20 protein-coding genes and 1 pseudogene are annotated in these 21,805 nt (G+C 71.8%); 7 read left to right on the plus strand and 14 right to left on the minus strand.

Going from position 1 to position 21,805, the window contains the following annotated elements:
* The 6 genes and pseudogenes from AB0J39_RS20195 to AB0J39_RS20220 form a co-directional block, all read right to left on the minus strand.
* Positions 1-607 (minus strand): annotated as a pseudogene (locus tag AB0J39_RS20195) (germacradienol/geosmin synthase); the annotation flags it as partial.
* Positions 607-1,980: a family 2B encapsulin nanocompartment shell protein gene (locus tag AB0J39_RS20200; RefSeq protein WP_363466871.1), complete on the minus strand. Its 1,374-nt coding sequence runs from the start codon at positions 1,978-1,980 to the stop codon at positions 607-609. The gene AB0J39_RS20200 and the pseudogene AB0J39_RS20195, both read right to left, overlap by 1 nt.
* A gap of 277 nt (positions 1,981-2,257) precedes the next feature.
* The gene (locus tag AB0J39_RS20205; protein WP_363466784.1) at positions 2,258-3,334 is read right to left on the minus strand and encodes a polyprenyl synthetase family protein; all 1,077 of its coding nucleotides are present in this window, start codon (positions 3,332-3,334) and stop codon (positions 2,258-2,260) included.
* Between the two features lie 113 nt (positions 3,335-3,447).
* Positions 3,448-4,650 (minus strand): Cmx/CmrA family chloramphenicol efflux MFS transporter, encoded by a 1,203-nt coding sequence (locus AB0J39_RS20210; RefSeq protein WP_363466786.1) that lies wholly within the window; start codon positions 4,648-4,650, stop codon positions 3,448-3,450.
* Positions 4,651-4,904: 254 nt separating this feature from the next.
* Positions 4,905-5,855 carry an ABC transporter permease gene (locus AB0J39_RS20215; RefSeq protein WP_363466788.1) on the minus strand — a complete coding sequence of 317 codons (951 nt, stop codon included), beginning with the start codon at positions 5,853-5,855 and terminating at the stop codon, positions 4,905-4,907.
* Complete coding sequence (locus AB0J39_RS20220) at positions 5,852-6,835, minus strand: ATP-binding cassette domain-containing protein (protein ID WP_363466790.1); 984 nt, start codon at positions 6,833-6,835, stop codon at positions 5,852-5,854. The genes AB0J39_RS20215 and AB0J39_RS20220 overlap by 4 nt, the downstream gene beginning before the upstream one ends.
* A 72-nt stretch (positions 6,836-6,907) precedes the next feature.
* On the opposite strand from AB0J39_RS20220, the gene AB0J39_RS20225 reads away from it, so the two are divergent.
* Entirely contained in the window at positions 6,908-7,537 is a 630-nt protein-coding gene (locus AB0J39_RS20225; protein ID WP_363466793.1) for a helix-turn-helix domain-containing protein, read from the plus strand.
* 8 nt (positions 7,538-7,545) lie between these two features.
* Here AB0J39_RS20225 and AB0J39_RS20230 read toward each other — a convergent pair whose 3' ends face one another.
* Positions 7,546-8,871, minus strand: coding sequence for an MFS transporter (locus AB0J39_RS20230; RefSeq protein ID WP_363466794.1), 1,326 nt, complete (start codon positions 8,869-8,871; stop codon positions 7,546-7,548).
* Between the two features lie 227 nt (positions 8,872-9,098).
* Between AB0J39_RS20230 and AB0J39_RS20235 the strand changes: the two genes are divergently transcribed.
* From AB0J39_RS20235 to AB0J39_RS20245, 3 genes are all read left to right on the plus strand, one after another.
* On the plus strand, positions 9,099-9,521 hold the full coding sequence (locus AB0J39_RS20235; RefSeq protein WP_363466797.1) for a Zn-ribbon domain-containing OB-fold protein: 423 nt from the start codon (positions 9,099-9,101) through the stop codon (positions 9,519-9,521).
* Entirely contained in the window at positions 9,518-10,645 is a 1,128-nt protein-coding gene (locus AB0J39_RS20240) for a thiolase (protein ID WP_363466799.1), read from the plus strand. Before AB0J39_RS20235 ends, AB0J39_RS20240 begins: the two co-directional genes overlap by 4 nt.
* A gap of 334 nt (positions 10,646-10,979) precedes the next feature.
* Complete coding sequence (locus AB0J39_RS20245) at positions 10,980-11,414, plus strand: hypothetical protein (protein WP_363466802.1); 435 nt, start codon at positions 10,980-10,982, stop codon at positions 11,412-11,414.
* Positions 11,415-11,545: 131 nt separating this feature from the next.
* Here the strand turns inward: AB0J39_RS20245 and AB0J39_RS20250 are convergent, their stop codons facing one another.
* Positions 11,546-13,657, minus strand: coding sequence for an acetate--CoA ligase family protein (locus AB0J39_RS20250; RefSeq protein ID WP_363466805.1), 2,112 nt, complete (start codon positions 13,655-13,657; stop codon positions 11,546-11,548).
* 2 nt (positions 13,658-13,659) lie between these two features.
* Positions 13,660-14,829: an acyl-CoA dehydrogenase family protein gene (locus AB0J39_RS20255; RefSeq protein WP_363466808.1), complete on the minus strand. Its 1,170-nt coding sequence runs from the start codon at positions 14,827-14,829 to the stop codon at positions 13,660-13,662.
* 141 nt (positions 14,830-14,970) lie between these two features.
* Between AB0J39_RS20255 and AB0J39_RS20260 the strand changes: the two genes are divergently transcribed.
* Positions 14,971-15,642 carry a helix-turn-helix domain-containing protein gene (locus tag AB0J39_RS20260; RefSeq protein WP_363466811.1) on the plus strand — a complete coding sequence of 224 codons (672 nt, stop codon included), beginning with the start codon at positions 14,971-14,973 and terminating at the stop codon, positions 15,640-15,642.
* Positions 15,643-15,693: 51 nt separating this feature from the next.
* Here AB0J39_RS20260 and AB0J39_RS20265 read toward each other — a convergent pair whose 3' ends face one another.
* Positions 15,694-16,539, minus strand: a complete 846-nt coding sequence (locus AB0J39_RS20265; protein ID WP_363466813.1) for a MaoC/PaaZ C-terminal domain-containing protein — start codon at positions 16,537-16,539, stop codon at positions 15,694-15,696.
* A 1-nt stretch (position 16,540) separates the two neighbouring features.
* Positions 16,541-17,464, minus strand: a complete 924-nt coding sequence (locus AB0J39_RS20270; protein ID WP_363466816.1) for an SDR family oxidoreductase — start codon at positions 17,462-17,464, stop codon at positions 16,541-16,543.
* Positions 17,465-17,582: 118 nt separating this feature from the next.
* Between AB0J39_RS20270 and AB0J39_RS20275 the strand changes: the two genes are divergently transcribed.
* Positions 17,583-19,046 (plus strand): MFS transporter, encoded by a 1,464-nt coding sequence (locus AB0J39_RS20275; protein ID WP_363466818.1) that lies wholly within the window; start codon positions 17,583-17,585, stop codon positions 19,044-19,046.
* On the opposite strand, the gene AB0J39_RS20280 is transcribed toward AB0J39_RS20275, so the two are convergent.
* Genes AB0J39_RS20280 through AB0J39_RS20290 form a run of 3 tightly spaced genes read right to left on the minus strand, consistent with a single transcriptional unit; the run spans position 19,039 to position 21,205 of the window.
* The gene (locus AB0J39_RS20280) at positions 19,039-20,082 is read right to left on the minus strand and encodes a pirin family protein (protein WP_363466821.1); all 1,044 of its coding nucleotides are present in this window, start codon (positions 20,080-20,082) and stop codon (positions 19,039-19,041) included. The two genes, AB0J39_RS20275 and AB0J39_RS20280, sit on opposite strands and share 8 nt — an antisense overlap.
* Positions 20,079-20,414, minus strand: coding sequence for a GNAT family N-acetyltransferase (locus AB0J39_RS20285; RefSeq protein ID WP_363466824.1), 336 nt, complete (start codon positions 20,412-20,414; stop codon positions 20,079-20,081). Before AB0J39_RS20285 ends, AB0J39_RS20280 begins: the two co-directional genes overlap by 4 nt.
* Before the next feature lie 20 nt (positions 20,415-20,434).
* Positions 20,435-21,205, minus strand: coding sequence for a pirin family protein (locus AB0J39_RS20290; protein WP_363466827.1), 771 nt, complete (start codon positions 21,203-21,205; stop codon positions 20,435-20,437).
* A 96-nt stretch (positions 21,206-21,301) separates the two neighbouring features.
* Between AB0J39_RS20290 and AB0J39_RS20295 the strand changes: the two genes are divergently transcribed.
* Positions 21,302-21,754, plus strand: coding sequence for a MarR family transcriptional regulator (locus AB0J39_RS20295; RefSeq protein ID WP_363466830.1), 453 nt, complete (start codon positions 21,302-21,304; stop codon positions 21,752-21,754).
* Positions 21,755-21,805 lie beyond the last annotated feature (51 nt).

Here is a 21,805-nt window from a genome sequence, read left to right on the forward strand (position 1 = left end):
GCCGGGCCGGCAGCTCCGCCCCGGCCGCGTGCTCCACCAGCGCGGCCGACCACGGGGCGCCGCCGACCTTCCTGCGCTCCTCGATGTACTCGATCGGGTTGGAGACGGCCTCCCGCTCGATGTGGAACAGCTCCCACATCGACTCCTGCAGGAGGTCACGGGTGACCCGGACGAACCGGCGCCGCCACGCCTCCGACATGGCGGGCACGGTCCTGGGCCACAGGTCGGCCAGGCCCCGCTCGACGGGATTGGACGGCTCGGGCGGGTCGTCCGACATGAACGCGTCCAGCCGGTCCAGGTAGTCCTGGGCGCCGTCCAGGTCCCTGCTGCGCTTGAACGTCTCCAGGAAGTGGTCGTCGAAGTAGAAGACCCACACGTACCAGTCCGTGACCAGGTCCAGTTCGGAGGCGGAGCAGTCGGGATGGGTGTAGGCGCACATCAGGCCGTAGTCCATCGCCTCGAGCGACTCCTCGGTCCAGATGTCCGGGTCGTCGAGCATGCCCATGTCCGCCGCCCACCCCCGGGTGTGCGCCCGGGCGGTCTCCACGTGCGGGTTCAGCCGCGGCGGATAGGGGAGGTAGAAGTCCGGCAGCCGGTAGGAGGACATCAGAGGACCTCGACACTCTCCAGGATGGCGAGGGCGTCGGGGACCAGGACGGCCGCCGAGTAGTAGGTGGTCACCAGGTAGGAGATGATCGCCTTCTCGTCGATGCCCATGAAGCGCACCGACAGGCCGGGCTCGTACTCGTCCACCAGCCCGGTGCGGCGCAGGCCGACCACACCCTGGTCCTTCTCCCCCAGGCGCATGACCATGATCGAGCTGATGCCCTTGTCGTTGACCGGGATCTTGTTGCACGGCAGCATCGGCACCCCGCGCCAGGCCGGCGCCTTCTGGCCGTTGATGTCCACCGTCTGCGGGTAGATGCCCCTGCTGTTGCACTGACGGGCGAAGGCCGCGATCGCCTTGGGGTGGGCGAACATGACGCTCGGGTTCTTCCACACCATGGTGAGCAGCTCGTCGAGGTCGTCGGGGGTGGGCGGGCCGGAGCGGGTGTGCACACGCTGCTTGAGATCGGCGTTGTGCAGCAACCCGAAGTCGCGGTTGTTGACCAGCTCGTGCTCCTGACGCTCCCGCAACGCCTCGATCGTCAGCCGCAACTGCTGCTCGGTCTGGTTCATCGGCTCGTTGTACAGATCCGCCACCCGCGAATGCACCCGCAAAATCGTCTGCGCCACACTCAGCTCGTACTCACGCGGCCCCAGCTCGTAGTCCACGAACGTCCCCGGCAGCGTCGCCTCACCCTCATGCCCCGCCGCCAGCGCGATCTCCGCCTCGCCATACCGGTTCACCGGCCGGTCCGGGTCCTCGTGGTAGGCCTGCACGTGCTCACGCAGGCTGTCCGACAGGGTGAGCAGCCGTTCGAACTCCTCCCTGCCGAGGGTGAGCACGGTGCACGGCGTCACGGCCTTGACCGTCCACTCCCACCGCGCGTCCGTGTTCACCAGCATCTGCTCGCCGACGTACTCGCCGTCGGCCAGCACGCCGAGCAGCGTCTCGTTCCCGTACGCCCCCTGGCCGAGCTTGTCCACCTTGCCGTGGGCCAGGAGCACGACCTCGTCCATCGGGGTGCCGGCCTCGGCGATGACCTGGCCGGCCTCGTACTCGCTCTGGGTGAACAGGTCCGCCATCGCGGCGAGCACGTCGGCGTCGCCGTAGCCACGCAGGGCGGGAAGCTCGCACAGCTCGGCGGAGATGACCCGCACGTCCGCCCCGGTCGAGACGAACGTCACCCGCCCGTCGGCCATCTGGTAGGTCAGCCGCCGGTTGACCCGGTAGGCGCCGCCCACCGCCTCGATCCACGGCAGCACGCGCAGCAGATGACGGGAGGTGATCTCCTGCATCTGCGGCTGGGTCTTGGTCGTCGTGGCCAGGTTGCGCGCGGCCCTGGTGCTCAGGCTGAGCCGGTTGTCGTTCGGCATGGTGGTTTCGGTCACAGCACTTCACCCCATCTGTTGTCGGCACGGCGGCCGGTGTTTCGGTGACTGGTCACGCTCGTCGCCGAGCGGCGGAGGGGGGAGAGAAGATCAGGTCGTTCCTGCCGGGGGTCCCCCCGGCCCACCTAGGGCCGCGCGTGGGCGCACCAGGCGTGCCAACGGCACCAGGTGCGGCGCGCAGCCGTACGGCCGGGCGTGGAGGAGGCCGGAGGGGCCGCGGCGGCGGAGGTCGTGGGAAGGGCGGGCGTGCCGGTCGCGCGCCTCACCGGACGCGGCGGGTGAGCCGCTCGGTGAGCACCGCGAGCGCCCGCGCCGCCTCCGGGGCGATCGCCTGGTCGCGCAGCGCCTCGATCGCCTGCCCGGCCCGCATGGCGATGAGCTCCTCGACCTCGTCGAGGGCGCCGGTGTCCACGATGACCTGCCGGAGCTCGGCGGCCCGCCGCTCGTCCAGCCCCGGGTCGCCGTGCCAGGTCCGCAGCAGGTCCCGTTCGGGTCCCCGTGCCCGCGCGTACGCGTGCGCCATGAGCACGGTCCGTTTGCCCTCGCGCAGGTCGTCGAGGACCGGTTTGCCGGTGACGGCGGGATCGCCGAAGACGCCGAGGACGTCGTCGCGCAGCTGGAACGCCTCCCCCAGCGGCAGTCCGAACCGGGAGTAGGCCTCCAGCGTGGCGGGCGGCGCCCCGGCGAGCGCCCCGCCGATCTGCAGCGGGCGCTCGACCGTGTATCGGGCGGTCTTGTAGCGGATGACCGTCAGGGCCTGTTCGACGTCCGCGTCCGCGCGCGTGTGCGCCAGGATGTCGAGGTACTGACCGGTGACGACCTCTGTGCGCATCCGGTTGAACAACTCACGCGCCGCCCGCCCGCGCGCGTCGCCGACGGTGGCGTCCGCGAGCAGTTCGTCCGCCCACGCCTGCGCGAGCACGCCGAGCAGGATGGCGGCGGACCGGCCGAAGGTCTCCGCTCCCGGCCACCGCGGAGCCCGGGCGAGGCCCCTGTGGATGGTCGGGCGTCCACGGCGCAGCTCGCTGCCGTCCATGACGTCGTCGTGGATCAGCAGGCCGGCGTGGTAGAGCTCCAGCGCCGCGCCGGTGGTGACGGCCCGGTCCTCGTGCGGCGCGTCGCCGCCCGCGCCCCGCCAGCCCCAGTAGCACAGCAGCGGCCTGATGCGCTTGCCGCCCTCGACCACGAACTCGCGCAGCAGCCGGTAGCCCTCGGCGACGTCCGGATCGCCGACCGGGGGACGCCGCGCGTCGAGGAAGTCGGCCAGCAGTTCGTCGACCCGCCTCCGCACCCGGCCGGTCATGCCGGTGATGGACGTGTCCACGATTCCCGCCGTCATGGTCGGTCTCCTCCGCTCGACGAGCCGGTTCCCCTTGCGGAAAGTTACTTAATGAACACGCAAAGTAGAACCTCCCGTTCCGATAATCGGAACTTCCCGCCCCTCCGCGCGGCTCAGTCCGGATCGGCCCGTTGCTCCTCACCGCATTCGAGAGGGCCGTGCCGGAAGACCGCGGAAGGGAGGGCGACGAGCAGTGCGATCGCGACGAGAAGCCCGCTCACCCACAGTGGGCCGAGGTCTCCGGTCCCTTCGCCGGAGGCGGCGGTGCCGAGGGTGGCCGCGGCGATGAGCGGCCCGGCGGCGGCGCCGACGTTCAGCGCCGCGGTCGCGTACGAGCCGGCCATGGTCGGCGCTCCCGCCGCCTCGTAGAGGACTCGTGTGATCAGGGTGCTGCCCACGGCGAACGACAGCGCGCCCTGGACGAACACCAGGATGAGCAGGACGACCGGCTCTCCGGCCAGAACGGCCAGCGCCGGCCAGCCGATGAGCAGCAGCGGACCGCCGGCCGCGAGAACCAGCCCGGAGTGCCGGTCGGACAGCCGTCCCGCGACGGTGACGCCCGTGAACGAGCCCGCGCCGAAGAGCACCAGGACGACCGGGATCCACAGCGGATCCAGCCCCGCGGTGCCGGTCACGACGGGGGCGAGGAAGGTGAAGCTCGCGAAGGTCGCCGCATTCACCAGCGCCCCGAGCAGCATGACCAGGATCAGGCGCCGACTCCGGAGCTGCGCGAGTTCCGATCGCAGGACCCGCCCGCCGGGCTCGCCCGGGGAACGCGCCGGGATCCCGTGAAGGACGCCGGCGGCCGCGGGCACGCAGAGGACGGCGACGGCCCAGAACGTGACCCGCCACCCGAGCAGCGTGCCGAGGACCGCCCCTCCCGGGACCCCCGCGACGGTCGCCACCGTCGTGCCGGACAGCAGCACGGCGAGAGCCCGCCCCTTGCGGTTCGCGGGGACGAGAGCGGCGGCCGTCGTCACGGCCACGGCGAGGAACCCCGCGTTCGCGAGCGCGGCGACGATCCGGGTCGCGAACAGGACGGGGAAGCTCGATGTGGCAGCGCCCGCGACGTGGGCCGCCACGAAGACGAGGAGGAAGACGAGGAGGCCGGACCGGGGAGGCCGGTTGCGGGCGAGCCCGGCCATGAGCGGGGCGCCGGCGATCATGCCGATCGCGAAGGCCGAGGTGAGCGTGCCCGCCGTTCCGACGGTCACGCCGAGATCCGCGGCGATGTCCGGCAGGAGGCCGGCGAGCATGAACTCCGAGGTACCCATGGCGAAGACCGCCATGGCGAGCGAATACAGCGACAGAGGCATCGAGTGGCTCCGAGGCGATGAGAAGCACGAGAAGGGGACGTCTCGTCACCGCGGTCAGCACCCGGGAGCGCGTTCGTCCGGCCGCGGACGCGGCGGGACGACAGATTCACGAACTCAGTGGTTCAGGGGGCTGACGGCGTGACCGAAAGCCCCCATCCTGGATGCCTCGGGGCTCGACATGGCCCACACAATATCCAACCGGTGCCCGTCGGCGTCCATCGGTTTCACGCACGCGGGGCCGTGCCGTGCGACGCTCAGTCCGCTCTGCCGAACTGCGTGATCGCGGTCGCGAGCAGGGCGAGCCCGAGGGCCGCGAGGACGGCCACCTCGACCGCGATGGGGACGTGCCAGCCGCCCCACGTCATCCCCGGCGCGAGCCGGGCGCGTACGGCGGGCGCCAGGTCCAGGTGGGCGAAGACCAGCCGCCGGATGGGGTCCACGGCGTACGACAGGGGGTCGATCCGGTTGAGCGCGGTCAGCCACGCGGGGAGGTCCGACGCGGGGAACATCGCGCCCGACATGAAGTAGAGCGGCATGATCAGCAGCTGGTTGAGCGCCATGAACGACTGCATCTGCCTCACCCGCACGGACATCGCGACCCCGAAGGCCGTGATGGTGAAGGCCAGCAGCACCTGGATGCCGAACACGCCGAGCATCAGACCCGGCGCGTACGGCACGCCGGCCGCCCCGGCGATGCAGATGACGACGAGGCCCTGGACGGCCGCGACCGTGGCCCCGCCCAGGCATTTGCCGACGACGATCGACGCGCGGGACACCGGCGCGACCAGCATCTCCCGCAGGAAGCCGAACTCGCGGTCCCAGACGATCGAGGCCGCCGAGGACATGGCGGTGAACAGGACGGCCATGGCGAGGATGCCCGGGTAGAGGAAGGTCCGCAGGCCGAGCCCGCCGGTGCCGCCCGAGGTGAGCTGCGACAGACCGGTGCCGAGGACGAACAGGAACAGGAACGGCTGCACGAGAGAGGTGAGGATCCGCAGCGGGCCGTTGAAGAACCGGATGATCTCGCGCTGCCAGACCACCTTGACCGCGCGCAGTTCGCTCGCCGCGCTGCGCCCCGGCACCCGCACCGCCGCGACGCGCAGGGCGGTCGCCGGCGTCCGGTCCCGCGGGCCCGCCGCCGTGTCGCCGGAGGCCGGCACGTCCTGAGGCACGTCCGGGGGCGTCCCCTTCGGCGTCACGGTCATCGCCGGCCTCCCCGCGCCGCCGCGAGCGCCCCCGGGCCGCGTGCGCCACTCGACTCGGCGTCACGGATCGACCGGCCGGTGTACGACATGAACACGTCGTCGAGGCTGGGCCGGGCCACGCTGACGGACCGGATCGGCAGTCCCGACCGGGAGAACAGCTCCGGGACGAACCGCTCCCCCTCGTCCACCTGGAAGACCACCACGTCCCCGGACGCGACGGCCCGGATGCCGAACCGCTCGTCCAGGGCGGCGACGGCCGCCGCGCCGTCGTCGGTCTCGATCTGGACGCGGTCCTTGCCGACACCGGCCTTCAGCGCGTCCGGGGTGTCGAGCGCGATGATCCGGCCGCCGTCCATGATGGCGATGCGGTCGCAGTGCTCGGCCTCGTCCATGTAGTGGGTGGTGAGAAAGACCGTGATGTCCTCGGCCTCCTTCAGCTCCCGGATGTAGGACCAGATCGAGCTCCTCGTCTGCGGGTCCAGGCCCACGGTGGGCTCGTCGAGGAACAGCACCCGCGGCGAGTGGAGCAGGCCGCGGGCGATCTCCAGCCGCCGTCTCATACCGCCGGAGAACGTGGCGACCCTGGCCTTGCGCCGGTCCCACAGCCCCACCATTTCGAGCACGCCCCGCAGTCGCGGACCGACGTCCGCGCGGGGCACGCCGTACAGCTCGGCGTGGAAGCGCAGGTTGCGCTCGGCCGTCAGGTAGCCGTCCAGCGTCGGGTCCTGGAAGACCAGCCCGATCGAGCGCCGCACCTCGTCGCGTTCGCGCACCACGTCGTGTCCGGCCACACGCGCCTCGCCGGCCGTGGGCCTGGTCAGGGTGCAGAGCATGCTGATCGTCGTGGACTTGCCCGCGCCGTTCGGGCCGAGGAAGCCGAAGATCTCCCCTCTGTGCACGGTCAGGTCGATGCCGCGCACGGCCTCGACGTCGCCGTAGTGCTTGGTCAGCCCGGTGGTGACCACCGCCGGATGCGTCATCCCGCCTCCCCTGCTTACACTTGGTGTAACAGTACACCAGGTGTAATTCATGGGACCGATACGCTGTGCCCCATGAGCGGGCTGCGGGAGCTGAAGAAGAACCGGACGCGGCAGCTCATCGCCGACACCGCCAACGCGCTCTTCCGCGCCCGGGGGTTCGACGAGGTCACCGTGGACGAGATCGCGGCGGCCGCGCAGGTGTCGAAGAAGACGGTGTTCAACCACTTCCCGACCAAGGAGGACCTGGTCTTCTACCGGGCGGAGGACCGGGAGGCGATGTCCCTGGCGGCGGTCACCGACCGTCCCGCCGGGGTCTCGATCCTCGACTCCTTCCGGGCGCTGTGCCTGGCGCAGACCAGGCTCGTCCCCGGCATGCGGCGCGACCTCGTCCATCCGCGCGGCTTCTTCGACCTGGTCAGCGGCAACCCCTCCCTGCAGCGCAAGATGCACGAGGTCAACGAGCGGATCGTCCGGGTGCTCGCCGACGCGCTGGCGGCCGAGGCGGGCGCCGAGCCCGGCGACCCGCTGCCGCGCGTCGTCGCCTCGACGCTGGTCGGCGCGCAGCGGACGCTGTACCGGCGGCTGCGGCAGCGGGTGCGGGAGGGCGGGCCCGACGAGGAGATCGAGCGCGCCCACCGCGCGGACGTCGAACGGGTCTTCGGCCTGCTCGGCACGGGCCTGGGCGGCTACCCGCCCGCCTGACCCGGGTTCTAGTCCGCCACCGCGACCCTGGCCTCGCGGCCGGCCGCCTCGGCCCGCTCGCGCCGCCACGGGCCGTGGAACAGGAAGACGGCGGGCGCGAACAGCGCCAGGCACACCAGGGAGACCACCAGCCAGGTCTGCCAGCTCGTGGCCTCGACCACGTGCGGGATGACCAGCAGGCCGACCACGGCGATCGCCTTGGTCAGGAAGCCGAACAGGCCCCAGGCCGTGCCCTGCAGCCGGGGGTCGACGTCCTCGGCGTCCTCGGAGTAGTTGGCCATCCAGGGGGCGTACGCCACGCCGAGCGAGCCGCCGAGCAGCGCGCCGACGACCATGAGCAGACCGCTGGAGACGCCTTCACTGCCCAGGATGTACGCCAGGTAGGCGGTGACCAGCACGGCCGCGACGGTGCCGGCGAGCGTGATCGGCTTACGCAGCTGGGTGCGGTCGGAGACGCGGCCGGCGACGATCAGCGTGATCAGGTTGAGGCTCCAGAAGCACGCCATGATCGTGGACGCCTCGGCGGCCGTGACGCCCAGGGCGCCGACCAGCATGGTCTGACCGAACAGGGTGAGCGTGATGTAGAGCACCAGCCACAGCGAGATGCCGACCACATGGGCCCAGATGTTGGGCCGGGCGAACAGCGAGGAGACCCTGGCCGGCTTGGTCAGGTCGACGACGTCGCTGGCCTGGCGCTCGGTGTGCTGGATCTGCGCGCGCAACTCGGGCGACAGATCGGCGATGTTGAGGGCGATGACGATCGAGATGACGAGCGAGAAGCAGCCCATGATGACGAACTGCGACCGCCAGGAGTCGTCGAAGATCGGCAGCGTCCAGCCCGCCACGGCGGCGGCGAGGAAGTTCGCCCCGACCGGGCCCCAGGTCCAGAAGCCGAACGCCTGGGCCCGGCCGAGGCGCGGCGAGAAGTCGCGGACCAGCGGCGCCGTGCTCGCCATCGCCACTCCGTCGACGAAGGCCAGCACGATCCTGGCGATCAGCAGGTCCCGTGGACTGTGAACGAGTGTCATGGCGAAGCAGCACAGGGCGGTCAGCAACATCAGCGGAACCAGCAGGCGCACCCTGCCGAGCCGGTCGGTGAGCCTGCCGCCGAGCGCCGACGCGACGGCCCCCGCGACCGCCGCCGCCCCGGACACCGCGCCGTACGTCGCGAGGGACATGTCGAGGTCCTTGAGCAGCAGCGGGACCACCGGGGCGATCTGCGCCTCATAGGAGCCGATGAGAACGGCCAGCACGGCCATCGTGAGGATCTTCATGCGACGCGCACCGGTGGGGTACTCGTCGAGCTCGCGTACGTAGGACAGGCTCATTGACATGCCTTTCTCGTCAGCCCCCGTCCCTGCGATGAGTTCTAGAAGGCAGCTCTAGAATTCATTTCTACGAATGCTCCGCCTCCTCACGGCCGGAGTCAAGGGCTGTGAGCACGTGTTCTTCGGCCGGCGCGGCAACGGGATCCCCGTGTCGCGACATCGGCCCTCGCCAGATCTAGATTCAAGTTCTAGAATCCAACTCCAGGACTTACCTCCCGGGTGGCAGGAGAACGATGACCGCATCACACAAGCCCGTCCCGAAACCGACCCCGGAGACCCAGCCGTTCTGGGACGGCACGGCGCAGGGACGGCTGCGGATCCAGCGCTGCCGCGCCTGCTCGCGGCACTACTTCTATCCACGGCCCGCCTGCCCGCACTGCGGCTCGGACGACGTCTCGTGGGTGACGGCGAGCGGCAGGGCGACCCTCTACTCGTACGTGATCAGCCACCGCCCGGCTCCCGGCTTCGAGCAGGACGGGCCGTACGCGATCGCGGTCGTGGAGCTGGAGGAGGGCGTGCGGATGATGACGAACATCGTCGGCGTGGAGATCACACCGGAGAACCTGCCCCTGGACATGGAGCTGCGCGTGGTGTTCGAACAGCGCGGCGACGTGCACGTGCCCCTCTTCGAGCCCGCTGGAGGTCCCGCCCGATGAACATCGTGATCGCGGGCGCGGCCGAGACCGACGAGCTCGGCAAGCTCCCCCACATGTCCACCGCGCAGCTCCACCTCCAGGCCGCGCGCAACGCCCTCGCCGACGCCGGGATGACCAAGGACGACATCGACGGCGTCGCCACCGTGGGCATGCCCGGCCCGATCCAGATCGCGCACGCCCTCGGCATCGCTCCGGCCTGGCTCGACGGCACCGGCGTGGGCGGCTCGTCCTTCCTCTTCCACGTACGGCACGCCGCGGCGGCGATCCGGGCCGGCCTGTGCACCACCGTGCTCGTCACCCACGGCGAGTCCGGGCGGTCGCGGGTCGGCGCGCCCCGCCCGGCCCTCGGCCCCGATTCGCTGATCGGCCAGTTCGAACTGCCGTACGGCGTGCTCGGCCCGCCCACGATGTTCACGCTGACGGCGCTGCGCTACATGAAGGAGACCGGGCTCACGCACGAGCAGCTCGCGGAGGTCGCGGTCGCGCAGCGCCGGTGGGCGCACCTGAACCCCCGAGCCATGTTCCAGGACCTGATCACCGTCGAGGACGTGTTCGCCTCCCGGATGGTCGCCTATCCCTTCCACCTGCTGGAGTGCTGCCTCGTCACCGACGGCGGCGGGGCGCTGATCGTGACGACCGAGGAGCGCGCCCGCAGGTCACCGGTCCATCTGCTCGGATCCGGCGAGTCCGCCGAGTCGCCGATCATCTCCCAGATGGAGGACTTCACCACCTCCGCCGCCTTCCGCCGCTCCGGCGAGGCCGCCTTCGCCGAGGCGGGCGTCTCCCACGACGACGTGGACCACCTCATGATCTACGACGCCTTCGCGCACGTGCCCGTCTACGGGCTTGAGGACCTCGGCTTCGTCAAGCGCGGCGAGGCCGGGCCGTTCATCGCCGAGGGCCACACCTCCCCCGGCGGCCGCCTACCGCTCAACACCAACGGCGGCGGCCTCTCCTACACCCACACCGGCATGTACGGGATGTTCGCCATCCAGGAGTCCGTACGGCAGTTGCGCGGCGAGGCGGCGGCGCAGGTGCCCGGCGCCGAGATCAGCGTGGTCCTCGGCAACGGCGGCATGTTCGCCTCCGCCGCCACCCTCGTCCTGTCGAGCCACCGCCCCTGACCCCGACGGCACGACGGCCCTCCGGCGCTCCCGCCGGAGGGCCCCGGGTAGCCGCGCGGTCGGCGCGAAGCCACTCAGGGACTACATGGAGGTGAGGGGGTACGGAGACGCGGCCGTCCGGCGGCACCTGGACGGAGACGAGAACGGCCGACGCCGGCGCCGTGATGCTCAGTGTCGCCGTGACCGGGGGCAGCGAGGCCTGGGCGGTCGGCACTTCCGGAGAGAACAGGCGAACCGGCACGGTCCTGCGCCGGGACGGGCGCGCGTGGCGGTCCGTACCGCTGCCGCCGGGCCTGCGGTATCCGACCGTGGTGTCCGCGACGTCCCCCGCATCGTGTGGATCTTCGATAATCACGCCGACGCGTGGCGGTGGGACGACCGGCGGTGGTCGGCCCGGGGACGGCGCTGGGTCGCCGGGTCGATCCTGCTGCCCGGTGCCGGCTCGGCCACCGCGATGCTCATGCCTCGGAACGGCGACCGGTGGAACCCGGTCTCGGGCCTTCCGGCGGACGCGGTCTCCTGCAACGCCGTGGCGTCGGACGGCCACGGCGGGGTGTGGCTCGGCGCGGACAACTATCACTCCGAGAACAAACGGATCCTGCTGCACTTCGACGGGCGCTCCTTGACGTACGAGAAGACATTGAGGATCGGCGACGCTCCGGAGGTGCTCGACCTGGTCAAGGTTCCCGGCAGGGACACGGTCTTCGCGGTCGGCGGCAATCCCTCCTGTGACGAGGACAGCGAGGCGTGGATCTGGACGAGGTCATGAACGCGGTGCGCGGGCCGGAGCCATGCGGGCGCCTTCGCCGATCACGGCCGGTGTTCTCGCACGGGCTCCCTCTCCGTGGTCCGGTGTCCGGGCGCGGCGGGTGAGCGCCGCGCCGGAGGGACGACCGGGCTTCATCTCCGCCAGGTGACGAGGGCGTCCAGGGCTTCCACGTGGGAGCCGCGGACGAGCAGGGGGTTGATCTCCAGCGACTCCAGGTCGTCGCCGAGGCTCTCCGCGAGGGCGGCGACGCGGGCCACGACCTCGGCGACGGCGTCGAGGTCGGCCGGCTCGGCGCCGCGGGCGCCCCGCAGCAGCGCGGCGCCGCGCAGCTCGTCGAGCGCCCGCCGCACCTCGGCCGCGTCCACCGGCAGCACGCGCAGCGCCGTGTCACGCAGCGCCTCGACCCAGATCCCGCCCAGGCCGACGGCCAGGGTGAGCCCCCACGCCGTATCCCGTACGACGCCGACCAGCAGTTCGACGCCGCCGCCGCGTTGCGGCTGGACGAGCGCGCCGACGCGGCCGGCACCGGGGACCGCCGCGGCTGCGGCCACGACCTCGCGGTAGGCCCGTTCGACGGCCCGCGCGTCGGCCAGACCCAGCCGGACCCCGCCGACGTCGCTCTTGTGGCCGAGTCCGTCGGCGGCGACCTTGAGGACGACCGGGTAGCCGAACCCGACCGCCGCCGCCACGGCCGACTCCTCGTCGTGCACGAGCTCGCCGGGCACGACCGGGATCCCGGCGGACGCCAGCAGGGCGGCGGCCCGGTGCTCGGCCCAGACACCTGTCCCGGGCTCGGCCGCCGGGGCGCTCACCGCGGCCCTCTCCGGGACGGCTCCGTTCGCCTCGACGGCCGCGCGGTACGCCCTGGACCACCGGACCGCGGCCCCGATGGCGTGCACGCCGTGCTCGATTCCGCCCGCGACGTACGGGAAACCGGCCTCCCGCTGCACGTCGCGGCCGAACTCGGTGACGTCGGTCAGCACGTTGCTCACGACGACGACAGGCATCGGGGCCTCGGCGATGCGCTTGGCGCTCGCGGCGAACATGGCGTGCACGGGCGCGGGGTCGGGCGGGGCGACGCGCGGGAGGTCCGACAGCAGCATGACCGCGTCGACGCCGGGGTCGGCGGTGACGGCCTCCAGCGCGCGGCCGAGCAGCGTACGGTCGATGAGCACATAGCCGGTGACGTCGAGAGGGTTCTGCACGGTCCCGAAGGCCGGCACGATCTCCCGCAGCCGGGCGACCGTCTCCGGAGCGAACGCCGGCAGCTCCAGCCCCTCGTCCTCGGCCCGGTCGGCGATGATCTCCGACGCGCCGCCCGAGGGCGTGACGACACCGATCCGCGGGCCCGGCAGCGGGCCCACCTCGGCCAGCAGGCCCGCGGTGATGATGAGGTCCTCGAGCGACCGCACCCGCACCACCCCGAGCTGCCGGAACGCCGCCTCGATCACGTTGTCGTCGCCGACGAGCGCGCCGGTGTGGGCCTGGGCCGTGCGGGAGGCGAGCCGGCTGCGCCCGATCTTCAGCGCGACGATCGGCTTGCCCGCGAGCAGCGCCCGGCGCGCCGCCCGGGAGAACGCGGCCGGGTCGCGGACCGACTCGAGGAACAACGCGATGGCCGTGGTCGCCGGGTCGTCCACCAGGTAGTGGATCACGTCCGTCACGGTGACGAGCGACTCGTTGCCCATCGAGGTGAGCAGGCTGATCCCGACGTTGCGGGCCTGCGCGAAGCCGAGCACCGAGCTGGCCAGCGCGCCGCTCTGCAGCACCACGCCGACCGACCCGCGCAGCAGCGGCGACGGGATCGGCAGGCCGTACGGCGTGACGTCCGCGGCGGCGTTGATGAAACCGTTGCCGTTCGGGCCGAGCACGGTGAGGTCGTTCTCCCGCGCGAAGTCGACGATCTCCGCCTCCAGGGCGGCGCCCTCCGGCCCGGTCTCCCCGAATCCGGCGGTGAGGATCACGTAGTGGCGGATGCCGAGCTTGGCCCCCTCGCGCAGCACGGGCAGCACGGCCGTCGTCGGCACCATCACGTACGCGAGGTCGACCTGGCCGGGGATGTCGGACAGGCTGCGGCGGGCCTGCTCGCCGTGCACCACGCCGCCGCGCGGGTTGACCAGGTGAACGGGCCCCCGGAAGCCGTGCGTACGCAGGTTGGTCAGCGTGCTGATCGACCAGCCGGACTTGTCCGTCGCGCCGACCAGGGCGATCGACCGGGGGTTGAACAGCTCTCCTACCGGCATGCTCACTCCCCGATCGTGCCGAGACGGGCGTGGCCCCTGAGCAGGTTGCGGGCGATCGTCCGCCGCTGGATCTCGTCGGTGCCCTCGAAGATCCGCAACAGGCGCAGCTCGCGATACCACCGCTCGATGGGCAGTTCCTTGGTGTAGCCCATGCCGCCGTGGATCTGCAGCACGCGGTCGACGACCTGGTTGGCCATGACCGCGCCGTTCAGCTTGGCGATCGAGGAGGCGTGCCGGGCGTCCATGCCCCGCTGCACGCGCCAGGCGGCGTGGAGGGTGAGCCACTTGGCCGCCTCGATCTCCACCTGCGAATCAGCGATCATCCACTGGATCGCCTGGTATTCGGCGATCGGCTTGCCCATCGACACGCGGATCCCGGCGTAGTCGATCGCCATCTGGAGCATGCGCTCGGCCGAGCCGACGGCCCGCGCGGGGATCATGTAGCGGCCCTGGCCGATCCACTGCATCGCCAGTTCGAAGCCCCTGCCGAGCTCGCCGAGGATGTTCTCCTCCGGCACCCTGACGTCCTCGAACACCAGCGAGGCCGGGCCCCACTGCCCCATGGTCGGGATCGGCTCGGACTTCCAGCCCATGTCGCGGTCGGCCAGGAAGCAGGTGACGCCGCCGTTCGCACCCTTCTCCGGGTCGGTCACGGCGAACACCATCACGAAGTCGGCCTCGCTGCCGCCGGTGATGAAGGTCTTCTCGCCGTTGATGACCCAGTCTTCGCCGTCCTTGACCGCGCGCGTACGGATGTTGCGGGCGTCGGAGCCCGCGCCCGGCTCGGTGATGGCGAAGCAGGAGCGGCGTTCGCCCTCGATGGTGGGGATCAGGTAGCGCCGCTTCTGCTCCTCGGTGCCGGCGTAGAGGATGTTGTCGGCCGACCCGCCGAAGCTGAACGGGACGAACGTCCGGCCCATCTCCATGGCGATGATCGCGGACATCACCGGGCCCAGAGCCGCCCCGCCGTACTCCTCGGGGGTGTTGATCCCCCAGAAGCCCATCTTCTTCGCCTTGAGCCGCAGGTCGTTCAGGACCTCGGGGTCGAGCCCCGGGCCGCCGGCGCGCTCGCTGCGCAGCACCTCGGGTTCGAGCGGCATGACCTCCCGCTCGACGAACGCGCGGATGGTGTCACGGATCTGCAGTTCCTCGGGGCTCAGGGAGAAGTCCATCGACGCGACTCTTTTCTAGAATTGTTCTCTAGGAATCGGTTCCAGCCTGGTTCCCCGCCGAAGGGGTGTCAAGAGGTCTGGAATCAGTTTCTAGAATTCGACCGGCTACGATGGCGTCGTCCCTGTCGACAAGGAGCCCAGATGGCACGCAAGCCCGGCGGCAGGAGCGGCTCGTGGGAGTGGAGCCGCACCGCCCAGACGCGTAAGAGCATGCTTCAGGCCGCCCGCGAGGTCTTCTCCGAGCACGGCTTCGCCGACGCCAACGTCGCGGACGTCGTCGAGCGCGCGGGCTCCAGCGTGGGCAGCCTCTACCACCACTTCGGGGGCAAGACCGAGCTGTTCCTCGCGCTGTGGGAGGAGCACCAGGCCGCCCACGAGGAGGCCGCCGCGGCCGGCGTCGCCGCGGCCAAGCAGTCGGGCGTGAAGGACCCCGTCGAGCTGTTCATCGCCGGGGCCAGGGCGTTCCTGGAGGGATCCTGGCAGCGGCGCGACCTGGCCCGGCTGTTCATGGACGGCGACGGCCCGCCGGGGTTCGAGCTGATGCGGCGCACCCGCGGCCGGGAGTGGGTCCGGCAGAACGCCGTCCTGCTGGGCGCGGCGAACACCCCGACCGACCGCCTGACCGTCTCGGTCCTCACCAGCGTGATCGGCGAGGCCGGACGCGAGGTCGCGACGAGCGAGACCGAGGAGGAGGCCGGGGAGGTCGTCGAGGCGGCGGTCGCGCTGATCCGCCGCTTCGGCGATCCCCTGGCCACCCACGACGACGCCACCGGCGCCACAGGTGTCGACGACGCGGGGGCCGCACCGAGCTGATTTCGGCGTGCCGGCCCCGGCGGCACCCGCCGCGCCGTCACCAGGGCGCTCTCAAACGGGGCGGAAGGCGGCCCTGCCCCGGTCGATCACGACGGTGCCGTCCTCCTTCGCCGTACGGAACAGCGCCGTCGCGCCGTCGTCGGACACCCAGATGGAGACGGTCAGCGTCTCGCCCGGGTAGACGGGTTTGCTGAACCGCCCCGACATGGCCGCGAAGCGTGCCGGGTCGGACCCCGCCACGGCGTGCAGCAGCGCCCGCCCCGTGAAGCCGTACGTGCACAGGCCGTGCAGGATCGGGCGGCCGAAGCCGGCGCGAGCGGCGAAGACGGGGTCGGAGTGCAGCGGGTTGCGGTCCCCCGACAGGCGGTAGAGCAGCGCCTGGTCGGCCCGGGTCCGATAGGTCACCCTGTGGTCCGGCGGTCTGTCCGGCTCGGTCCACTCGTCGCGAGGGCCGCGCTCGCCGCCGAAGCCGCCCTCGCCCCGGATGAACACCGAGCTGCGGCTCGTGATCAGCGACTCGCCGCTTCCGGCGTCGGCCGCCCTGGCCTCGGTCGTCACCAGCGCCCCCGAGCCCTTGTCGTAGATGCCGGTCACCGTCGAGGTCGTCGATACGCGACCGGCGGCAGGCAGCTCGCGGTGCAGTTCGAACGCCTGCTCGGCGTGCACGAGCATGGCCGGGTCGAAGTCGCCGAGTTTCCGCCCGATGGGGGCCTGGGCGGCCAGGACCGCGAAGGTGGGCAGCACCCGCTGCCGGATCCCCGCCGAGTTCTCCGTGGTGAAGGGGAGCTCCTCGGTGCCCGCTCCGACGCCCAGCGCGTACAGCAGGGTGTCGGCCGACGTCCACGACCGCTCGTGCGGCGCGCTCTCCACCCCGATCAGACCGTGGTCGAGCGGCATGTCAGGCCTCCCCGTCCGGGATCCGCCCGCTGGTGAGGGCGTTCGGCGCGGCCTTGTCCACCAGGGCGGGGATCACCTCGCCCAGCTCGGCCGGGTCCCACCGGGCGTCCTTGTCCACCCCCGGCCCGGCGTGCCAGCCCTCGGCGACGCTGATGTGCCCGCCGCGCACGTTGAAGACCCGGCCGGTGATCCCCCGCGACTGGGCGCTCGCCAGCCACACGACCAGCGGCGCGATGTTGTCCGGCGCCGCCGGATCGAAGCCGCCCTCGGCAGGCCGCCTCCCGCCCGGGATGAGGTTCTCCGTCATCCGGGTGAGCGCGGCGGGGGCGACCGCGTTGACCGTCACGCCGTAACGCGCCAGCTCCTTGGCCGCGATGATCGTCAGCGACGCGATCCCGGCCTTGGCCGCGCCGTAGTTGCCCTGGCCGGCGTTGCCGTAGATGCCGGACGACGACGTGGTGTTGATCACCCGGGCGTCCACCGGCTCCCCGGCCTTGGCCCTGGACCTCCAGTAGGCGGCGGCGTGCCGGAGCGGGGCGAAGGTGCCGCGCAGGTGCACCCGGATGACCGCGTCCCACTCGTCGGCGGTCATGTTGACGAGCATCCGGTCACGCAGGATGCCCGCGTTGTTGACCAGGACGTGCAGGTCGCCGAACGTCTCCACGGCCCTGCTGATCATGCGATGCGCGCCGTCGAAGTCGGAGACGTCCTCCCCGTCGACGACGGCCTCGCCGCCCATCGCCCTGATCTCCTCGACCACCTCGCCCGCGGCGCCGGTGGACGACCCCGTGCCGTCGACCTCGGCGCCGAGGTCGTTGACGACGACCTTGGCGCCCTGGCGCGCGAACTCCAGCGCGTGTCCCCGCCCGATGCCCCGTGCGGCGCCGGTGACGATCACGACACGGCCTTCCACGATTCCGCCCATGCGCAGCTCCCTTGACCCGACCTTGACCCGATGACCTGTGAACGTGATTCTAGTAATGGAATCTAGAATTCGGTAGGGAGGAGCCGGTCATGATCCAGGTCGCCGTACGATGACGGCCGTGCCGCGGACCCTCGCGGCGGACCCCGGCGAGCGGGAACGGCTGCGCCGCGCCTGGCGGACGCTGTCGGTCGTGAGCATGGCCAGCGTCCTGACCGCGCTCGGCGGCAGCGCGCTCAACGTGGCGCTCCCCCAGGTCGTACGGCAGACGCACGCGAGCGCGGACGCCGCGAGCTGGATCCTGCTCGCCTTCCAGCTCACGACGACCGTGCTGATGGTGGTGTTCGGCCGGCTCGCCGATCTGTTCGGGCGGCGGGCGATGTATCTCGGCGGCCTGGCCACCTACACCGTCGCCAGCCTGCTGGCCGGGCTGGCGCCGGACGCGTGGGTCATCGTGGCGTTGCGGGTGGTGCAGGCGGCGGGCGGGGCGATGCTGCTGACCAACAGCGCGGCCCTCGTGACCGACGCGTTCCCCAAGTCGCGGCTCGGCGAGGGGATGGGCGTCTACACCGCGTCGTTCTCCATCGCCCAGCTCGCCGGTCCGGCGCTCGGCGGCCTGTTCACCGAGCACCTCGGCTGGCGCTGGGTGTTCTGGTACAACGTGCCCCTCGGCGTCGCGTGCCTGGTCTGGGGCGCGGTGGCCCTGCGTCCCGGACCGCCGCAGGGCCGCGACCGGGGCCTCGACCTGTCCGGGAACGCGCTCGTGCTCGCCTGTCTCGGCGGCCTGCTGCTCGCGCTGTCGGAGGTGACCCGGCTCGGCTGGGGACACCCGATGGTGGTGTCGGGCCTCGTCGTGTTCGCGGTGACGCTCCCGCTGTTCGTCGTGCGTGAGCTGCGGGCCCGTCATCCGGTGGTGGACATCCGGATGTTCCGCGATCTCACGTTCGCTCTCGGGACGCTGGCGTCGTTCCTCAACTCGACCGCCCGGGTCGGGGTGGTGCTCCTCGTGTCGCTGTTCTTCCAGGCGGTCCGCGGCGAGGACCCGGTGAGCGCGGCGGTGAAGGTGCTGCCGCTGTCGGTGGCGGCGATGGCGGCGTCGGTCGCGTCGGGCTTCCTGCTGCGCCGCCTCGGCCCGCGCACGGTGGCGGTCGCCGCGACCTCGCTGACGACGGCGGGCCTGGCCGTCCTGCTGTGCCTGATCTCCCCCGGCATGTCGTCGGCGTCGATCACGGCCGCCCTCGTGCTGATCGGCGTCGGCTCGGGCATGTTCCTGCCGAGCAACACCACGGCGATCCTGCACGGGGTGCCGTCGCACCGGCTGGGGATCGTCAACGCCATGCGCCTGATGCTGCAGAACACCGGCGTGGTGGTCGGCACCGCGCTGGCCCTCTCGATCATCACGGTGCCGCTGCCGGCCGGGCTGCACGACGCCGTCTTCGCGGGAACGCTGTCCGACGTCTCGTCCACGGCGGTCGAGCGGCTCGTTATCGGCTACCGCTGGGCGCTCGCCTGCATGACCGCCGTCTCCGCGCTGGCCGTGCTCACCTGCTTCACCAGAAGGCGGGCGGGCTCGTCCGTCAGCTGAGGACGCGGCCGTGGCGGTCGCGGGCCTTCAGCCGCACGGTGGGCATCTCGGGGGCGGGCAGCCGGCGCTCCCCGCCGGGAACGACGCCGAAGCGGTCGCCCGGTATCCACTCATCCCGCGCCCAGTCGTCGCGCGCCCGTGCGATCTCCTCGTGCGAACGGCCGACGAAGTTCCACCACATCACCAGGGGCTCCTCGAACGGCGTGCCGCCCAGCACGAACAGCCGGGCCGGGCCCGCCGCCTCGATCGGGACCTCCGTACGGCCCCGGCCGAGGTAGAGCAGCGAGCCCGGCGCCAGCGCGACCCCGGCGACGTCGGCCGTGCCCGACATCGCCAGCACCGCCGTCTCGAAGGCCGGGTCCACCGGCAGCCGGTGGCGCCGGCGCTGTCCGGGCGGTCCCGCGAACAGCACCTCGGCCCCGAGCAGCGGGGTGTGCACCAGGGCGGGCGAGCGCAGCGGCCCGGACTCCCCCACCACGACGGTCACCGTGACGTCCCCGTCGCGCAGCACGGGCAGGGCGGCGTGGTGCTCGAACCGCGCCTCGCCGTGCCGCGCGTCCTCCGGCAACGCGACCCACAGTTGCAGCCCGTGCATGCCCGGCGGGTGCTCCGGCGGCGACTGCTCCGAGTGGGCGATGCCGTGGGCGGCGGTCATCAGGTTGAGCTGCCCGGGCACGATCGGCTGGATGTTGCCGAGGCTGTCGCGGTGCAGGATCTCCCCCTCGACGAGCCACGTGACCGTCTGCAGGCCGGTGTGGGGGTGCGGCGGCACCTGCATGCCCGGCCGGCCGCTCACGTCGTCGGGTCCGAAGTGGTCGACGAAGCACCACGCGCCGACCATGCGGCGCGGGCGCTGCGGGAGCAGCCGCCGCACGGTCGTGTACCGGCCGAGCGGCACGTCGTGGCCGGGCAGGAGCACGCTCTCCGGCTCCGCCTCGGCCGCGCCCGTGCCGCCGTGCACCACCGTGCCGCCCTGCAACACCGTGCCGCCCTGCAACACCGTGCAGCCGTACAACGCCGGCTCCCCGGGGGTCACTTCGATCCCTCCCCGCCGTCGAGGGAGAACCGGGCCCGCCGGTCGGCGGGCACCAGGTCGAGATACTCCGGGTGCCGCGCGATGTACCGCTGCACGAACGGGCAGAACGGCAGGACCTCCAGCCCGGCGTCGCGCGCGGCGTCGAGCGCCGCGCGGACCAGCGTCGAGCCGAGGCCGCGGCCCTCGAAGGCCGGGTCGATCTCGGTGTGGGTGAGGGAGATCGCCGGCCCCTTGAGCCGGTAGTCGGCGAAGCCGGCGAGGGCGCCGTCCACGGTGATCTCGAAGCGGCTCGCCTCCGGGTTGTCGGCGACCTGCGGTTCTGACTGCTGCATCGGGTTTCCTTCCTGGATCGTCAGGCGGCGATCGTCGCGTGCATCTCCCACACGAGAATCTCGGCGGGCTCGGTGGCGGTGACCTTCTGCCCGCCGGTGGCGGTGAAGCGTACGGCGTCACCGGTCTCCAGGGTGCCCGCACCCTCCAGGGTCACGCTTCCCCGGGGGACGAACAGGTGCAGGAACGGCGCCTCGGGCAGCTCCACGCTCTGGCCCGCCTGGAGACGGGCGGCGTACAGCGCGGCGTACCGGTTCTTGATGCGGATCGCGGCCTCGCCCGCGTGCTTGTCCATGCCGCTGGCGACCGGCACCAGACCGCCGGCCAGCAGCTCGTTCTCGATCTCCAGCTGCTCGTAGCCGGGATCGATGCCGGGCTCGTCGGGCACCACCCACATCTGGACGAAGTGCACGGGCTTTTCGTGCGTGTCGCCGCCGGTCAGCCGCCAGGAGTCGTTCTTCTCCGAGTGCAGGATGCCGGTGCCGGCGCTCATGCGCTGCGCCAGGCCGGGGTAGATGACGCCGGAGTGGCCCTCGGAGTCCTGGTGGACCAGGGACCCCTGGAGCACCCAGGTCACGATCTCCATGTCGCGGTGCGGGTGCGTCTCGAAGCCGGTGCCCGGGTGGACGACGTCGTCGTTGTTGACCAGCAGCAGCCCGTGGTGGGTGTTGCCGGCGTCGTAGTGGCCGCCGAACGAGAACGAGTGCTTGGAATCGAGCCAGGAGATGCGGGTGGCGAAACGCTCGGCCGCCCGGCGGACGTCGACACGAGGGGTCAGCCTGGTCGTGGTCATGAGTGCCCTTTCCTCGTCGCCATGTAGATGATGCGTCATCTACTGGTGCCCCACAACATACATGACGAGTCATTGATTCCGGATAGCCTGGGAGACATGGACAGCCCACGGTGGCTCGACGCCGACGAGCAGCGCGCCTGGCGGGCGTACCTGCGCATGCAGGGCCGCCTCACGGCCCGGCTCAACCGGCAGCTGCAGGCCGACTCGGGTCTGTCCCTGGCGGACTACGAGGTTCTCGTGCACCTCACCGACCGGGAGGAAGGGCGGCTGCGGCCGTTCGAGCTGCAGCGCGACCTCCAGTGGGAGCAGAGCCGGCTGTCCCACCACCTGACCCGGATGGAGCGCCGGGGGCTCGTCAGGCGGGAGGAGTGCGCGGACGACGGCCGGGGCGCGTTCGTCGTGATCACCGAGGAGGGCCGCCGGGCCATCACCGCCGCGGCCCCCGGGCACGTGGAGACCGTGCGCAGCCTGTTCTTCGACGGGCTCACCCGCGATCAGGTCGCCGCCCTCGAACGGCTCGCCGCGGACGTGCTCGACCGGCTCGGCTAGCACCGCGGCCTGATTTCACGATGGGTGAAGCCGGCGTCTTCAGTAGTGGCC

This window comes from Microbispora sp. NPDC049633 (genome assembly GCF_040675265.1).
Lineage (GTDB): Bacteria > Actinomycetota > Actinomycetes > Streptosporangiales > Streptosporangiaceae > Microbispora > Microbispora maris.

Coding starts and splice junctions, on each gene's coding strand:
- AB0J39_RS20200 (WP_363466871.1), bottom strand. CDS start 1,980: ATGCCGAACGACAACCGGCTCAGCCTGAGCACCAGGGCCGCGCGCAAC.
- AB0J39_RS20205 (WP_363466784.1), bottom strand. CDS start 3,334: ATGACGGCGGGAATCGTGGACACGTCCATCACCGGCATGACCGGCCGG.
- AB0J39_RS20210 (WP_363466786.1), bottom strand. CDS start 4,650: ATGCCTCTGTCGCTGTATTCGCTCGCCATGGCGGTCTTCGCCATGGGT.
- AB0J39_RS20215 (WP_363466788.1), bottom strand. CDS start 5,855: ATGACCGTGACGCCGAAGGGGACGCCCCCGGACGTGCCTCAGGACGTG.
- AB0J39_RS20220 (WP_363466790.1), bottom strand. CDS start 6,835: ATGACGCATCCGGCGGTGGTCACCACCGGGCTGACCAAGCACTACGGC.
- AB0J39_RS20225 (WP_363466793.1), top strand. CDS start 6,908: ATGAGCGGGCTGCGGGAGCTGAAGAAGAACCGGACGCGGCAGCTCATC.
- AB0J39_RS20230 (WP_363466794.1), bottom strand. CDS start 8,871: ATGTCAATGAGCCTGTCCTACGTACGCGAGCTCGACGAGTACCCCACC.
- AB0J39_RS20235 (WP_363466797.1), top strand. CDS start 9,099: ATGACCGCATCACACAAGCCCGTCCCGAAACCGACCCCGGAGACCCAG.
- AB0J39_RS20240 (WP_363466799.1), top strand. CDS start 9,518: ATGAACATCGTGATCGCGGGCGCGGCCGAGACCGACGAGCTCGGCAAG.
- AB0J39_RS20250 (WP_363466805.1), bottom strand. CDS start 13,657: ATGCCGGTAGGAGAGCTGTTCAACCCCCGGTCGATCGCCCTGGTCGGC.
- AB0J39_RS20255 (WP_363466808.1), bottom strand. CDS start 14,829: ATGGACTTCTCCCTGAGCCCCGAGGAACTGCAGATCCGTGACACCATC.
- AB0J39_RS20260 (WP_363466811.1), top strand. CDS start 14,971: ATGGCACGCAAGCCCGGCGGCAGGAGCGGCTCGTGGGAGTGGAGCCGC.
- AB0J39_RS20265 (WP_363466813.1), bottom strand. CDS start 16,539: ATGCCGCTCGACCACGGTCTGATCGGGGTGGAGAGCGCGCCGCACGAG.
- AB0J39_RS20270 (WP_363466816.1), bottom strand. CDS start 17,464: ATGGGCGGAATCGTGGAAGGCCGTGTCGTGATCGTCACCGGCGCCGCA.
- AB0J39_RS20285 (WP_363466824.1), bottom strand. CDS start 20,414: ATGCAGCAGTCAGAACCGCAGGTCGCCGACAACCCGGAGGCGAGCCGC.
- AB0J39_RS20290 (WP_363466827.1), bottom strand. CDS start 21,205: ATGACCACGACCAGGCTGACCCCTCGTGTCGACGTCCGCCGGGCGGCC.
- AB0J39_RS20295 (WP_363466830.1), top strand. CDS start 21,302: ATGGACAGCCCACGGTGGCTCGACGCCGACGAGCAGCGCGCCTGGCGG.